Here is a 14,909-nt window from a genome sequence, read left to right as displayed (position 1 = left end):
ATCAGCGCGGGTACGACGCCCGGATCGGGGAGATGGACCATGGTTCCACGGCCGCCGCCGTGTCCCGACCGCCACCCGCCCCGGGCGCCGCACCCGACTGTCTCGTACCCCTGAATCAGCACCGGCCCCCACCGGTGCTGTGCATCAGGGTAAGGCCGGCGGGCCGTGGCGGAAAGCAATTCGCAGAACTGACCGGCTCCGGGCGGTTCTAAGGTGTGGTCCATGTTTCGTCTTGAGACAGAAGTGGACAAAGGGCGGCGTACCTTGCTGGGCCGGCGGCTGCGTGACGACAACACGGCCGGCTCCCCGGAGCTGCGCGCGCTGCGCACCGGCCCCGCCGGGCGGGAACTCCCGTTGGAGGTATGGGCGCTGGACGTCGAGGGCGCCGTCGCCGGTGGACTGACCGGCCGCACCTGGGCGTACTGGCTCCATGTGGACCAGCTCTGGGTCGATGCCCGCCACCGCGGCCGGGGCCTGGGCTCGCTGCTGCTCGCGGAGGCGGAGCGGGTGGCCGGGGCGGACCGGGCCTGCACCCGCTCCCGGCTGGAGACCTGGGGTTTCCAGGCGCCGGACTTCTACCGGGAACGGGGCTACGAGGTGAGCGGGCGGGTCGAGAACTACCCGCCCGGGGTCACCGAGTTCATCCTGACGAAGGAACTCGGCTGAGCCGGCGGGCACCCGCCGAGGGCACGGCCGGGAAGATCCGCGGCGTCGCGTGACCCGCCGAGGCGAACGCCTCCAGCACGGACTTGGAGACCGTGTCCGCCTGCTCCTCCGCCACCAGCACGATCGCCGAACCGCCGAAGCCGCCGCCGGTCATCCGGGCACCGAGCGCCCCGGCCTCGCCGGCCGCCGACACCACCAGGTCCAGCTCCGGGCAGGAGACCCGCAGATCGTCGCGGAGCGAGGCGTGCCCCGCGTCGAGGACCGGGCCCACGGCCCGCACGTCGCCCGCGTCGAGCAGCGCGATGACCTGTTCCACCCGCTGGTTGTCGCTGACCACATGGCGTACGTAGCGCACCACGGACTCGTCGACGTCGGCCATGGCCAGGGTGTCCAGGGCCGCGCCGAGGCCGTCGTACGGCACCTCGCGCAGCGTCCGTACGCCGAGCGCCGCCGCGCCCGCCTCGCAGCCGGCCCGCCGCTCGGCGTACGCGCCGTCGCCGAGCGCGTGCTTGACCTGGGTGTCGACCACGAGCAGCCGCAGTCCGCTCGCGGCCAGGTCGAAGGGGACCTGGCGCCGGGTGAGATCGCGGGTGTCCAGGTGAAGGACATGGCCCTCGGTGCAGCAGGCGGAGGCCATCTGGTCCATGACCCCGCACGGCACGCCGACGAAGGCGTTCTCGGCACGCTGGCCGAGAACCGCCAGCTCCGGTGCGGAGAGCCCGAGTCCGAAGAGGTCGTTCAGGGCGAGCGCGGTGACGACCTCCAGCGCGGCGGAGGAGGACAGGCCCGCGCCGGTGGGGACGGTGGAGGTGAGCTGGATGTCCGCCCCGGTGACCGGATGGCCGGCCTCGCGCAGCGCCCAGACGACCCCGGCCGGGTACGCCGCCCAGCCGTGCCCCTGGTTCGGGGCCAGTTCGTCGATCCGGAGCCGGACGACGCCGCCGGGTACGTCGGTCGAGTGGAGCCGCAGTTCGCCGTCGGTGCGGCGGGCGACGGCCGCGCGTGCGGTGTGCGGCAGGGCGAGCGGCATCACGAAGCCGTCGTTGAAGTCGGTGTACTCGCCGATCAGGTTGACCCGGCCGGGGGCCGCCCAGATCCCTTCGGGCGCACGCCCGTAGAGCTCGGTGAAGGAGGCGGTCAGCTCGGTGTTCCCGGTGAGGGAGGCGGTCGGCTCACTGGTCTCGGTCATGGGGCGGTGGGCTCCTCTCGGCGGGCGAACGTCCAGGCGTCGGTGACGATTCCGGTCAGGTCGGCGCGGGACGGCGACCAGCCGAGCCGCTCCCTGGCGGTGGCGGCGGAGGCGACCAGCACGGCGGGGTCACCGGCGCGGCGGGGGGCCGCGGTCTCCGGGACGGGGTGGCCGGTGACCTCGCGGACGGTCTCGATGACCTCACGCACCGAGAAGCCGTTGCCGTTGCCGAGGTTGCAGATCAGGTGCTCGCCCGCGGTGGCCGCGTCCAGGGCCAGCAGGTGGGCCTCGGCGAGGTCGGCGACATGGATGTAGTCGCGGACGCAGGTGCCGTCGGGGGTCGGGTAGTCGTCGCCGTACACGGAGATCGACTCGCGCCGGCCGAGGGCGACCTGGAGGACCAGCGGGATGAGGTGCGACTCGGGGCTGTGCCGCTCCCCACAACTGCCGTACGCGCCCGCCACGTTGAAGTAGCGCAGCGAGACCGCGGCCAGTCCGTGCGCGGCCGCCTCGCCGGTGATCATGTGGTCGACGGCGAGTTTGGTGGCGCCGTAGGGGTTGGTGGGCGCGGTCGCGTCGGACTCGGTGATGGGGGTGGTGACCGGTTCGCCGTAGGTGGCGGCGGTGGAGGAGAAGACCAGGGTGCGCACTCCGGCGTCCCGCATCGCGGCGAGCAGCGCGAGGGACCCGCCGACGTTGTTCACCCAGTACTTCTCCGGGTCCGTGACGGACTCGCCGACCTGGGAGTACGCGGCGAAGTGCAGCACCCCGTCGTAGGAGGGGTCCAGCCACTTCGCCGCGTCCTGGACGCGGCCCTCGATGAACTCGGCCCCGGCCGGGACGCCCTCCCGGAACCCGGTCGAGAGGTCGTCGAGAACGGTGACCGCGTGCCCGGCCTCCAGCAGGTGCTGGGCGACCACGCTGCCGACGTATCCCGCGCCGCCCGTGACCAGGTACTTCTTCTGGGGCTTGCTCACTCGCTCGCTACCTCTCGCAGTCGCTGGGCCGCGGCCTCCGGCGGCACATCGTTGATGAACACGTTCATGCCGGATTCGGAACCCGCGAGGAACTTCAGCTTGCCGGAGGTACGTCGGATGGTGAAAAGCTCCAGATGGAGCCCGAAGTCCTCCCGTGCGGGGACACCGAACGGGGCCTGGTGCCAGGCCGAGATGTACGGGGTCGGCGGCTCGCCGGGGCCGAAGATCCGGTCGAATCGCCTCAAGAGTTCCAGATAGATCTGTGGGAACTCCGTGCGCGCGGCCTCGTCGAGTTCCCGCAGGTCGGGGACGCGGCGGCGTGGGTGGAGGTGAACCTCGTACGGCCAGTGCGCGGCGTACGGCACGAAGGCGACCCAGTGCTCGCCGTCGATGACGATCCGGGAGCCGTCCGCCTCCTCGCGGGCCACCACGTCGTCGAAGAGATTGCCGCCGGTCTCGGCGCGGTGGGCCGCCATCGAGCGGAACATCAGCTCGGTGCGCGGGGTGACGAAGGGGTACGCGTAGATCTGACCGTGCGGGTGGCCGAGCGTGACACCGATCTCGGCGCCCCGGTTCTCGAAGCAGAACACCTGCTTGACCTGCGGGAGTTCGGCGAGTTCGGCGGTGCGGTCGGTCCATGCCTCCAGGACCAGGGCGGCCTGGTCCTCGGTGAGGTCGGCGAAGGACGCGTCGTGGTCGGAGGTGAAGCAGACGACCTCGCAGCGGCCGGAGTCACCGGCGAGCGAGGGGAAGCGGTTCTCGAAGACGGCGACGTCGTAGTCGGCCTCGGGGATCTCGCTCTGCCGGCCGTCCCGCGAGGGGCAGAGCGGGCACTCGTCGGCCGGCGGGTGGTAGATGCGGCCCTGGCGGTGCGAGGCGATGGCGACGCTGTCGCCGAGGAACGGGTCACGACGGATCTCGGACGAGGTCGATACGGCGTCGAGGGGGCGCCGGTCGACGGCGTCGCGCACGACATCGTCGCGGCCGTCGTAGTAGAGCAGCTCCCGGCCGTCGGCGAGCGTCGTAACCGTCTTCTTCACCAGGTTCCTCCAAACATAACCAAACACAATGAACCACAACTCAACAAAGGCGTCAATGAGTGGCCCCCGCCGGACGGCATGGGCCAGGGTCCGGTATCCGGGCGTGCGTGGATGGCCGTGCGTGGATGGCTGTGCGTGGATGGGTCCGCGTGGCTGGCTGTGCGTGGCGCGGAGAAGGCCGGGCGAGCGGGGCGGGGCACGACTCAGCGGTTCGGCCGGTCCGGTCGGTCCGGTCGGCCGACCGGTGCCGCGCGGTCCAGCAGCCCCGTGCGGGCCGCGAGTGCCGCGGCCTCGAGACGGGAGCCGACGCCCAGTTTCATCAGCACCCGTTGCACATGCGTACGCGCGGTGCTCGGCGCGATCCGCATCCCGGCCGCGATCAGCCGGGTGTCCTCCCCCTCGGCGACCCGCACCAGGACCTCGACCTCGCGCGGGGTGAGCATCTGCAGCAGCCGCTGCCCCTCGTCGTCCGGCGCCGCGGCGGGGTTGAGTAGTTCGGCGAAGGCGCCCTGGAGGAGTTGCGGCGCCACCGCCGCCTCGCCGGCCCGCGCCTTGACCATCGCCCGTTCGACGCCCTCCATGCGCTCGTCGTGGCGTACGTATCCCGCGGCCCCCGCGGCGAACGCCGCCGCGATCCCGCGCGGGCTGGGCACCGGTCCGAGCACCACGACGGCCACCTGCGGGCGCTCGCGGCGGATCCGTACGATCGGGTCGAAGGCGCCGGGTTCGGCGGGTGCCGCGGTGCCGAACAGGCAGACCTCCGGGGCCCTGCTGACCACCAGTTCCGCCGCCCCCGAAGTCGGTGCGGCTGCCGCGAGGACGCGATGGCCCCGCAGCTTCAGCGCCGAGGCGAGCGCCTCGGCGAGCAGTCTGTGATCATCGACCACCATGAGCCGCACGCCCATCGAGCACACCCCCGTAGCACCGGCACACCGGGCCCCCCGGCCTTCCTGACCCGGCAAGCTACACGCTTGTTCGACGCCAGGGGCGTCTTACCGGCCAAAAGGCTCCAGAACGCCGAATCGGCGTGCGTTCGGGACCGGTTGATGGTGCGCCGTGTCCGACTGATCACCGTTGTCATCGGCCCGCCGACCATTACGGATCGCTTCCCGGAGGGACCCGTGCGCCCGAAGAGGACCGGCCCGCATCTGCTCCCGAACGTGCGCGGGGGTGGTGCCCGACGAACGGACACCACCCCCGCGCGCGCATGCGCCCCGCCGCTAGGGCGTGTTTTAGAAGTCCCGTCTGAAGCTGACCACCAGGCGGCGGCTCGCGTCCAGCGAGCCGCTCGGCTTGCTGACCATCGTGCTGGACAGGTACAGGTGCCCGTCGTTGTAGCGGAACTCGGAGTAGTCCGGCGTGAAGCTGGTCTCCGCGTCACGGATGGACTCGTCGCTCGGGTTCTCCATCAGCACCGTCTGCTTGAACGTGGCGCCGTCGATGGAGACGACCTGGCCGCCCTTGTCGTACGGGGGGACCCGGTACGCGATGATGTTGCCGCCGTCCATGCGGATCGGGAACATCGTGTAGCGGTCGCCCGCGTCGGCCTTGTCACTGGTCGGCTTGCCGGTGGTGAGGTCGAAGGAGACGATCTCGTTGGTGTCGCCGTACTCGCCGGTGCCCTCGTGGTCCTCGGTCGGCACGTAGATCCGGTTGTTGCCCACGGCCAGCTGGCTGCAGCTCTCGACCTTGGTGGAGGCGCAGCGCGCGGCGTACTTCTCGCCGTCCGCCGCGATCCGGGTGAGCAGCTTGCCGGTGGAGGCGTCGATGGAGAAGAAGTCCGAAATGCCGCTGCCGTCACCGGCGGTGTCACCGACGTCGGCCGCGACGACCAGCGGCTTGGTGGAGACGATGCTCGCGTAGTCGACACCGGGCGGCATCTTGTACGAGGAGATCGGGGCCCCGGTGGTGGGGTTCAGCGCCTGGATGACGAGCTGCGGGTCGTCGTACGAACCGCACTTACGGACCACCGCGAGTGCTTCGCCGCCGCCGTATCCCCTGTCGGAGCAGCCGTCGCTGGTGGCCTTGGGCTTCCAGCGCTCGGCGCCGGTGTTCAGGTCGAAGGCGGCGCCGCCCTCGGATCCGCCCGCGGCGACCGTGGTGCCGCTGAGCGTGACCTCTTCGAACCTGACCGCTGCGTCACCGCTGGTGGCGGCGGTCACCGACTTGCTCCACATCAGCTTGCCGGTGCTCAGGTCGATCGCGCCGACCTGGTTGCACGGCGGGTACTTGGTCGCCTTGGTCGGCTTGCTCTGCTCGAAGGCGATGGCGGTCTTGTAGTCCTTGGACATGTGCCGCGAGGCGGCACAGACCTGGCCCGCGAGCGGGATGGACCAGAGCTTGGTGCCCTTGGCCGGGTCGTAGGCGACGATCTCGTTGAGACCGGTCTTCACGTACGCCTTGTCGGTCAGCCAGGAACCGTCGACCTTGGTGATGTCGGTGACCTTCGGCAGCGGCAGCTGGAAGGCGACCTTGGACTTGGGGTCCGCGGGTGCCTTCTCCTTGCCGGCGCCATCGGCGGCGCCGCCCTTGTTCTCGCCGCTCTTGCCCTCGGTGGAGCCGCTGGACTGGGACGCCTTGTCCTTCTTGCCGTCGTCACCGCTGCCGGAGGAGTACCAGATGCCGCCGGCGACGATCAGCACCACGGCGACCGAGGCGGCGACGATGATCTGCATCTGGGTGGAGAACTTCTTGCCGTTCCCGTTCGGCTGCGGCGGCTGCGGGGGCTGCTGCATCGGCGTGGTCGGGTAGCCGTAGCCCTGCTGCGGCGGCTGGCCGGGCGGCATGCCCTGCGGGAATCCGTAACCCTGCTGCGGCTGGCCGGGCACGGGTGCCTGCGGGTAGCCGTAACCGGGCTGCGGGGGCTGGCCCTGCGGGTAGCCGTAGCCCGGCTGCTGGCCCTGCGGATAGCCGTAACCGGGGCCCGGCTGCTGCGGGACCCCGGCGGGCGGCTGGGCGGCGGCGGGCGGCGGAGTCGGGGCACCGAATCCGCCTGCGGGCGGCGTGGCCGGCTGCTTGCCGAACGGGTCGGCGGGCGGCGGGGTCGGGGCACCGAATCCATCCGGCGGGGGGTCCTGCGGGGCGCCGAATCCGCCCTGGGGCGGATCGTTGGGCGGCTGGGGCGGCTGCGTCATGGCGTACGTACCTCTGGGGAAAGGGAGTCGGTGGGACGGGACCGGCGGCGGTCGGTTGTACTCCGGCCGCCGCCGGTCGTGAGCCGTGGGGCTCCGACGGCTGGGAGCTGCCGCCGAAAGGCTTCGTGAGCCGTCAGTTGCCGAAGGCCATCATGGCCTTCGTCTCCAGCTCTTCCTTGTCGTTCCTGGCGCTGACCCGGCCACTCGCGATGAAGGAGCGGCCGTCCGCGTAGACGATCTTCGAGTTGTAGAAGTCGTTCTCGATCTCGGCCGTCGACGCGGGGTGCTTCAGCAGCATCTGCGGGGTGCCGCCGGTCGGTGCGAGGGTGGCGATGCCGCCGCCCTTCTCGTAGCCGGCCTCCACGTAGAGCAGCACGTTGCCGCCCTCCATGCGCAGCGGCTTCACCGTGCGCTCGGCCGGGGCCGCGGCCTTCCACTTGGGCTTGCCGGTGTTCAGGTCGAACGCCACGACCTTGTTCGTACGGGCGGTGTCGCTGGAGTCCGGCGTGGTCGACATGTAGAAGGTGTTGGCGTCGGCGGCGACCCCGGTGCAGCCGTCGAGGGACTTGCCGAAGATGGCGAAGGCGCTGCCGCAGTCCGGTGCGAACTTGTCGCCCTTGTCGCTGACGATGCCGGAGCGGAAGGATCCATTCTGCTTCAGCGAGAGGATGCTCCACTGCTTGTCCTTCTTCAGCGAGACCACCAGCGGGTTCACCGAGTAGACCCGGTCGATCTCCCAGCCGCGCTTGGGCCGGTACGTCCACCGGGGCTTGCCCGTGACCGGGTCGAGCTCCTGGAGCTGGTGCTGCGGATTGACGGAGTCGCCGGCGCGGCAGTTGGAGGCGGCGATGAGCTTGGACCCGCCGGCGAAGGCGAACGGCTGGCAGATGCCCGACGGCTTGCCGAACAGCTCCTTGCCGTCGCTGACCCGGTAGGCGTTGGAGTTCCCGGTGCGCCCGACCGTCACGGTGTCGCCGCTGATGGCCAGCGAGATGTCCGAAAGGAAGTCCCAGGTGCCGTTCTGCTTGATCGCCTTCTTCCAGCCGGCCTTGCCGGTGTTGAGGTCGATCATCTGGAGATCTGCGCAGTCCGCCTTGTCGGTGGCGCCGTTCTTGACCCCGATGACGATCTTGCCGTCGGCCGCGGGCTGCGAGGGCGCCGCGCACAGGTCGGCGGGCAGCTTGAGGGTCCACTTCTGCTTGCCGTCAGCCGCGGAGTAGCCGGAGACCGAGCGGTACATGGCCTTGACGATCGTGTCGCCGACCGCCCAGGGGCCGTACACATCGGCGCCGTCGCGCGGCAGGTCGACGTCGTTCTTCTGCAGCCAGAGGACCTTCGCCTCGCCGGACTTGCGCCCGGCGTTGAGGTCGCCGTCGGCGCCGCGGCCCTCGCCGTCGCCGTTGCCGTTGCCCTCGTTGACGGAGGGCGAGGTGCTCGGCTTGGCGTCCCCGCTCTCCTTCGCGATCGGCTTCTTGTCGTCGTCTCCGCCGCTCGTGGCGACGAAGATGCCGCCGCCGATCACGAGGAGCGCGGCGGTCGCGGCGCCGATGATGATCGCGGGCTTGCGCTTGGAGGAGCCGCCACCGCCCGGACCGACGGGGGCCGGTGCGCCGGGGTACTGCTGCTGCGGGTAGCCGTAACCGGGCTGCTGGCCGTACGGACCCGGCTGTTGGGCGTACGGGCCCGGCTGCTGGGCGTAGGGGCCGGGCTGCGGGGCGTACGGGCCCGGCTGCTGCTGCCCGTACGGGCCGGGCTGCTGGGCCGGCTGCTGCGGGTAGCCGTAGCCGGGGGCCTGGCCCGGAGGCTGAGCGGGTGCCTGCGGGTAGCCGTAGCCCGGCTGGGCGGGCGGCGGGCCCTGGGGCGGCTGAGGACTTCCCGGCGGCGGCTCCTGCGGCGCGCCGAAGCCGCCCTGCGGCGGTTCCTGGCTGGGCGGCTGGGTCATCAGCACGTCCCCCTTCGTGCGGTCCGGTGCCCGGTCCGGTCTCCCCCGCGATTCCGCGGAGCACCACGGGGGCGAAACCCCCCTGAATTTCCCGGAAAGGAGCGAATCAGGCATGGATCCCGCGGCGTTACGTCAGTCGAGCGGGGCTTCTTTGTACCACCCGCAAGACCTCGGGCACCGGGTCGGTCCGCCCCCTGTTCCCAAGGGAGAACCGCCCCGTGATGCCTCCGTTACGCCTCATTGCCCGTCAGCTGCCGAAGGCCGCCATCGACTTCGCCCGTATCTCGTCCCCGTCCTCGATCCCGGTGATGCTCGTGCTCAGGAGGAGAGAGCGGCCGTTCAGGTAGGCGACCCGGGTGTCGAAGAGATCGCGTTCGGCCTCCGCCCCCGAGGCCGGGTGCCGGAGCACCATCTGCGGTGTGCCGCCGGTCGGCGGGAGGGACGCGATGCCGCCGCCCTTGTTCTTCGCCGGCGACAGGTACATCAGCACCTTGCCGCCCTCCACCCGCATCGGCATCAGGATCTGCCCGGCGGGGGCCGCGGCCTTCCACTTGGTTTGACCGCTGGCCAGATCGAAGGCGACGACCTTGTTGGTGGGGGCGGGGTCGGACTCGTCGGGCTTGGTCGCCAGGTAGACCGTCCTGTCGTCGGCCGCCACCCCGAGGCAGTTGTCGAGGTTCTTGCCGACGGAGACGACATCGGTGTCGCACTGCGTCTTGTAGTTCTCGGTGCCGCCGACCAGTTGAGAGTGGTAGGTACCGTCCGCGTTGAGCATGATGATGGCCCAGTCCTGCCCCTTCTTCAGCGACACGACCAGCGGGCTGACCGAGTAGAACTGCGCGACCTCCCAGCCCTTCTTGACCTTGTACGTCCACTGGACCTTGCCGGTCGCGGGGTCGATCCGCTCCACCAGCTGTTCCTTGTGGTCGTCGGCCGCCGTCTGGCAGCTGGCCGCGGCGACCGCCACGGGGCCGCTCGCGAAGCCGAACGGCTGGCAGTTGCCCGGCAGTTTCCCGAAGAGCACCTTGCCGTCGCCGACCCGGAAGGCATCCGTCCTGGTCTTGCGCCCGACGGTCACGGTGTCGCCGTTGATCGCCATCGCGGGGTCGGAGAGCAGGTCCCAGGCGCCCTGCCGCTCGTACGTCCGGTGCCAGCCGGCCTTGCCGGTCGTGAGGTCGACCATCTGGAGCCCGTTGCAGAGCGCCTGGTCGCCGTGACCGGTCTCGATCCCGAGGACGATCTTGCCGTCGGCGGTGGCCTGCGAGGGGGCCGCGCACATGGCGGACGGCAGGCGCAGGCTCCACTTCTGACTGCCGTCGGCGACCGAATAGCCGGAGACGGTGTGGAACATCGCCTTGACGACGGTGTCGCCGACGAACCAGGGGCCGTACACGTCCGAGCCGGTGCGCGGCAGGTCGACGCCGCCCTCCTGGAGCCAGAGGACCTTCGCCTCGCCCGGCTTGCGCTTGGCGTTGATCCCGTCGACCTCCGGGCGGAGGTCGCGCGGCCCCTGGTCCTTCTTCTTGTCCTTGCCCTTGGACTTGCCGTCGTCGGTGGGCGAGGTGGGCCCGGGGTCGGCGCTCTTCTTCGCCGTGGGCTGCGTCCCGTCGTCGCCGCTCGTGGCCAGCCAGACGCCACCGCCCGCCAGCAGCACCACCGCGAGCACGGCACCGACGACCTTCCCGCGCTTGCCCCGGAAGAACCCGCCGCCACCGCTTCCCGCAGGACCGGGCTGCGACTGCGGCTGCATGCCGTACGGACCGGGCTGGGTCGGCGCAGCGTACGGACCCGGCTGCGGCTGCATGCCGTACGGGCCGGGCTGGGTCGGCGCAGCGTACGGACCCGGCTGCGGCTGCATGCCGTACGGGCCGGGCGGCTGCGTGCCGTACGGGCCCGGCTGCGCGGGGGTGCCGTACGGACCCGCGGCCTGACCGGGCGGCTGGGTCCCGTACGGACCCGACGGGGGATCGTACGGAGCCCCGAAGCCTCCCTGCGGCGGTTGCTGGCCGGGCGGCTGGGTCATCAGCACGTCCCCCTTCGTGCGGTCCGGTGCCCGGTCCGTTCTCCCCCGCGATCCCGCGGAGTCGGAAGGGGCGGCAAACCCCCTGGGCTCCACGGGAAGGAGCGGATCGGGCATGGATCCCGCGGTGTCACGACTGTCGAGCGGGGCTTCTTTGTACCACCCGCGTCACCGCGGACACCGGGTCGGTCCGCACCCTGTCCCCAACGGGGAACAGCCCTGTGATGTCCCCGTTACGCCCGACCGGACCTGACCACCGGTCAGCCGACCAATCGGCGAGCCAGTCGGTCAGTCGGTCAGTCGGTCAGTCGCCGAAAGAGACCATGGTCTTCATCGCGATCTCTTCCTCGTCGGTGACTCCGCTGACGAAGGCATGCATGAGCAGGGAGCGCCCGTTCACGTAGGCGACCCGGGGAGTGGAGAAGCCGCGCTCCACCTCGGCCGCCGACGCCGGATGCCGCAGGACCGGCTGGAGGGTGCCGCCTGTCGGGGCGAGCGACATGACGCCGCCCCCCTTGCCCTTGGTCGCGCCCATGTAGATCAGCACCTTGCCGCCCTCCATCCGCATCGGCATCAGGGTCTGCCCGGCAGGTGCCGCAACCTTCCACTTGGACTTGCCGGTGCCCAGGTCGAAGGCGACGACCGCGTTGGTCATGTCGGAGCCGACGTACTCGGGCTTCGTCGCCATGTAGAAGGTGTTCGCGTCCGCCGCGACCCCCAGGCAGTTGTCGACGTTCTTGCCCCGGGTGAGCAGGTCGCCGCCGCACCGCGTCTCGTAGTCGTCGGTGCCACCAACCAGCTGGGACCGGTACGTGCCATCGGAGTTGAGCACCGCGATGGCCCAGTTCTTCTCCCCCTTCCTCAGGGAGACGACCAGTGGACTGACCGAGTAGAACTGGTCGACCTGCCAGCCCTTCTTGACCTTGTACTTCCACCGGACCTTCCCGCTGACCGGGTCGATCCGCTCCACCAGCTGTTCCTTGTGGTCGTCGGCCGCCGTCTGGCAGCTGGCCGCGGCGATCCCCAGCGGGCCGCTCGCGAAGCCGAACGGCTGGCAGTTGCCCGGCAGTTTGCCCCACAGCGCCTTGCCGTCACTGACCCGGAAGGCGTCCGTCCGGCTGGTCCGTCCCACGGTCAGAACGTCTCCGTTGATCGCCATCGCCACGTCGGAGAACCCGTCCCAGAGACCGGGCCGCTCGTACGACTTGCGCCAGCCCGCCTTCCCCGAGGCGAGGTCGATCATCTGAAGGCTTTCGCAGGACGCGTCGCTCGCGGTGCCGCGCTCGATCCCGATCACGATCTTGCCGTCGGCGGTCGGCTGTGTGGGGGCGGCGCAGACGTCGGACGGCAGACGCAGACTCCACTTCCGCGTACCGTCCACGGCCGAATAGCCGGACACCGTCCGGTACATGGCCTTGACCACGATGTCCCCGACGATCCAGGGACCGTATGCGTCGGAGCCGTTGCGGGGCAGGTCGACACCGTTCTTCTGGATCCAGAGCACCTTCGCCTCGCCGGACTTGCGCCCGGCGTTGAGCTTCTCGGTGGTGTCGCGGTCCACGACCGCCTTGTCCTTGCCCTTGCCCTTGCCCTTGCCCTTGCCGTCATCGGCGGGGGGCGAGGAGCTCGGCTGCCCGGCGACGGGCTTCTTCTCGCGGTCGCCGTCGCCCTCGCTCGTGGCGAACCAGACGCCGCCGCCCACGATCAGGCAGACGGCAAGCACGGCGGCGACCACGACCGCGGGCTTCCCCTTGAAACGCCCGCCACGACCGGGCCCGCCGTAACCCCCCGGCGCCTGCTGCCCGTACGGCTGCGGGGGCTGCCCGTACGGCTGCGGGGGCTGCCCGTACTGGCCGGGTTGCGGCTCGTACGGAGCCCCGAAGCCCCCCTGCGGCGGTTGCTGGCCGGGCGGCTGGGTCACCAGCACGTCCCCCTTCGTGCGGACCGTTCCGGCTTCTGCGCCGGGCAAGGTTTCTTTCTATCACCCGCCCCACGCGCCCCAACGGTCACACCTGACGCACCGTATCGATCAGGCGTCCTCGGCCAGTTCCAGCCAGCGCATCTCCAACTCGTCCCGCTCGGCGACCAGTTCACGCAGCTCCGCGTCGAGCTTGGCCACCTTCTCGAAGTCCGTGGCGTGCTCCGCGATCTGTGCGTGCAGCGTGGTCTCCCGGGTCGACATCTTGTCGAGCTGCCGCTCGACCTTCTGGAGCTCCTTCTTCGCCGCACGGGCCGCCTGCGGGGAGACCGCCGCGGCCGGCGCGGCATGCTCCTTGGCCGCCGCGGGTGCGGCGGAGGGCGTGGCCGCCTCCTCCATCCGCTGCCTGCGCTCCAGGTACTCGTCGATCCCGCGCGGCAGCATCCGCAGCGTGCGGTCGCCGAGCAGCGCCATCACCCGGTCCGTGGTCCGCTCGATGAAGAACCGGTCGTGGGAGATCACGATCATCGATCCGGGCCAGCCGTCGAGGAGGTCCTCCAGCTGGGTCAGGGTCTCGATGTCGAGGTCGTTGGTGGGCTCGTCGAGGAAGAGGACGTTCGGCTCGTCCATCAGCAGGCGCAGGATCTGGAGCCGGCGCCGCTCACCGCCCGAGAGGTCGCCGACCGGGGTCCACTGCTTCTCCTTCGAGAAGCCGAACTGCTCGCAGAGCTGGCCCGCGGTCATCTCGCGGCCCTTTCCGAGGTCGACCCGGTCCCGTACCTGCTGCACCGCTTCGAGCACCCGCAGGTTCGGGTTCAGCTCGTGGACCTCCTGGGAGAGGTAGGCCAGCCTGACGGTCTTGCCGACGACGACCTTCCCGGCCGCGGGCTGCTCCTCGCCCTGGGTGCGGGCCGCCTCGGCGAGCGCCCGCAGCAGCGAGGTCTTGCCCGCGCCGTTGACCCCGACCAGGCCGATCCGGTCGCCGGGGCCGAGCTGCCAGGTGAGGTGAGTGAGCAGCGTCTTGGGGCCGGCCTGGACGGTCACGTCCTCCAGGTCGAAGACGGTCTTGCCGAGCCGGGCGTTGGCGAACTTCATCAGCTCGCTGGTGTCGCGCGGCGGCGGCACGTCGGCGATCAGTTCATTGGCCGCCTCGATGCGGTAGCGCGGCTTGGAGGTGCGGGCCGGGGCGCCGCGGCGCAGCCAGGCCAGCTCCTTGCGCATCAGGTTCTGCCGCTTGGACTCCTCGGTCGCGGCGATCCGCTCCCGCTCGGCCCGTGCGAAGACGTAGTCGCTGTAGCCGCCCTCGTACTCGTGGACCGTGCCGCGCTGGACGTCCCACATGCGCGTACAGACCTGGTCGAGGAACCAGCGGTCGTGGGTGACGCAGACGAGTGCGGAGCGGCGGGCGCGCAGATGTCCGGCCAGCCAGGAGATGCCCTCGACGTCGAGGTGGTTGGTGGGCTCGTCGAGGACGATCAGGTCCTGCTCGGCAATGAGCAGCTTGGCCAGCGCGATCCGGCGCCGCTCGCCGCCGGAGAGCGGGGCGATGACGGTGTCCAGGCCGTGCTCGAAGCCCGGCAGGGCGAGCCCGCCGAAGAGCCCGGTGAGGACGTCGCGGATCTTGGCGCTGCCCGCCCACTCGTGGTCGGCGAGGTCGCCGATCACCTCGTGGCGGATGGTCGCCTGGGGGTCGAGCGAGTCGTGCTGGGTGAGGACGCCGAGCCGCAGCCCGCCGTTGTGGGTGACGCGTCCGCTGTCCGCCTCCTCCAGCCGGGCGAGCATCCGGATGAGCGTCGTCTTGCCGTCGCCGTTGCGGCCCACGACACCGATCCGGTCTCCCTCGGACACCCCGAGGGACACTCCGTCGAGCAGGGCACGGGTGCCGTACACCTTGCTGACCTGCTCGACATTGACCAGATTGACGGCCATTTCACTCCTGCCCGGGGGGATCGATCGGCTTCCCAGGGTACGGGGCGGCGGCGGTGCGATGCCCGCTCGCCCTTGCCGCCCCTCCCTGGCGGCA

At 70.9% G+C, this 14,909-nt stretch carries 10 protein-coding genes; 1 reads left to right on the top strand and 9 read right to left on the bottom strand.

The window, feature by feature from the left end; translation table 11 throughout:
- Positions 1–222: 222 nt before the first annotated feature.
- On the top strand, positions 223–666 hold the full coding sequence (locus tag OG611_RS11385) for an N-acetyltransferase (protein WP_266418291.1): 444 nt from the start codon (positions 223–225) through the stop codon (positions 664–666).
- Here the strand turns inward: OG611_RS11385 and galK are convergent.
- The 9 genes from galK to OG611_RS11340 form a co-directional block, all read right to left on the bottom strand.
- Positions 641–1,855 (bottom strand): galactokinase, encoded by a 1,215-nt coding sequence (gene galK / locus OG611_RS11380; RefSeq protein ID WP_266418289.1) that lies wholly within the window; start codon positions 1,853–1,855, stop codon positions 641–643. The genes OG611_RS11385 and galK overlap by 26 nt on opposite strands.
- Positions 1,852–2,832, bottom strand: a complete 981-nt coding sequence (gene galE / locus OG611_RS11375; protein WP_266418287.1) for a UDP-glucose 4-epimerase GalE — start codon at positions 2,830–2,832, stop codon at positions 1,852–1,854. Before galE ends, galK begins: the two co-directional genes overlap by 4 nt.
- Entirely contained in the window at positions 2,829–3,872 is a 1,044-nt protein-coding gene (galT, locus tag OG611_RS11370; protein ID WP_266418285.1) for a galactose-1-phosphate uridylyltransferase, read from the bottom strand. The genes galE and galT overlap by 4 nt, the downstream gene beginning before the upstream one ends.
- 203 nt (positions 3,873–4,075) lie before the next feature.
- The gene (locus tag OG611_RS11365; protein WP_266418283.1) at positions 4,076–4,777 is read right to left on the bottom strand and encodes a LuxR C-terminal-related transcriptional regulator; all 702 of its coding nucleotides are present in this window, start codon (positions 4,775–4,777) and stop codon (positions 4,076–4,078) included.
- Between the two features lie 327 nt (positions 4,778–5,104).
- Positions 5,105–7,006 carry a PQQ-binding-like beta-propeller repeat protein gene (locus tag OG611_RS11360; protein WP_266418281.1) on the bottom strand — a complete coding sequence of 634 codons (1,902 nt, stop codon included), beginning with the start codon at positions 7,004–7,006 and terminating at the stop codon, positions 5,105–5,107.
- 133 nt (positions 7,007–7,139) lie between these two features.
- Complete coding sequence (locus OG611_RS11355) at positions 7,140–8,948, bottom strand: PQQ-binding-like beta-propeller repeat protein (protein ID WP_266418279.1); 1,809 nt, start codon at positions 8,946–8,948, stop codon at positions 7,140–7,142.
- A 247-nt stretch (positions 8,949–9,195) separates the two neighbouring features.
- On the bottom strand, positions 9,196–10,971 hold the full coding sequence (locus tag OG611_RS11350; RefSeq protein ID WP_266418277.1) for a PQQ-binding-like beta-propeller repeat protein: 1,776 nt from the start codon (positions 10,969–10,971) through the stop codon (positions 9,196–9,198).
- 301 nt (positions 10,972–11,272) lie between these two features.
- On the bottom strand, positions 11,273–12,889 hold the full coding sequence (locus tag OG611_RS11345) for a PQQ-binding-like beta-propeller repeat protein (protein ID WP_266425762.1): 1,617 nt from the start codon (positions 12,887–12,889) through the stop codon (positions 11,273–11,275).
- A 108-nt stretch (positions 12,890–12,997) separates the two neighbouring features.
- Positions 12,998–14,815: an ABC-F family ATP-binding cassette domain-containing protein gene (locus OG611_RS11340; RefSeq protein ID WP_266418275.1), complete on the bottom strand. Its 1,818-nt coding sequence runs from the start codon at positions 14,813–14,815 to the stop codon at positions 12,998–13,000.
- Positions 14,816–14,909: the final 94 nt, after the last annotated feature.

Origin of the sequence: Streptomyces sp. NBC_01363, assembly GCF_026340595.1 — a bacterium.
GTDB lineage: Bacteria > Actinomycetota > Actinomycetes > Streptomycetales > Streptomycetaceae > Streptomyces.
The sequence above is the reverse complement of the archived record's forward strand: the minus strand, read 5'-3'. Positions and strand labels throughout refer to the sequence as shown.

Bases quoted from the DNA above. Each gene is read 5' to 3' on its own strand.
- OG611_RS11385 (WP_266418291.1), top strand. From the start codon at position 223: ATGTTTCGTCTTGAGACAGAAGTGGACAAAGGGCGGCGTACCTTGCTG.
- galK (WP_266418289.1), bottom strand. From the start codon at position 1,855: ATGACCGAGACCAGTGAGCCGACCGCCTCCCTCACCGGGAACACCGAG.
- OG611_RS11365 (WP_266418283.1), bottom strand. From the start codon at position 4,777: ATGGGCGTGCGGCTCATGGTGGTCGATGATCACAGACTGCTCGCCGAG.
- OG611_RS11360 (WP_266418281.1), bottom strand. From the start codon at position 7,006: ATGACGCAGCCGCCCCAGCCGCCCAACGATCCGCCCCAGGGCGGATTC.
- OG611_RS11355 (WP_266418279.1), bottom strand. From the start codon at position 8,948: ATGACCCAGCCGCCCAGCCAGGAACCGCCGCAGGGCGGCTTCGGCGCG.
- OG611_RS11350 (WP_266418277.1), bottom strand. From the start codon at position 10,971: ATGACCCAGCCGCCCGGCCAGCAACCGCCGCAGGGAGGCTTCGGGGCT.
- OG611_RS11340 (WP_266418275.1), bottom strand. From the start codon at position 14,815: ATGGCCGTCAATCTGGTCAATGTCGAGCAGGTCAGCAAGGTGTACGGC.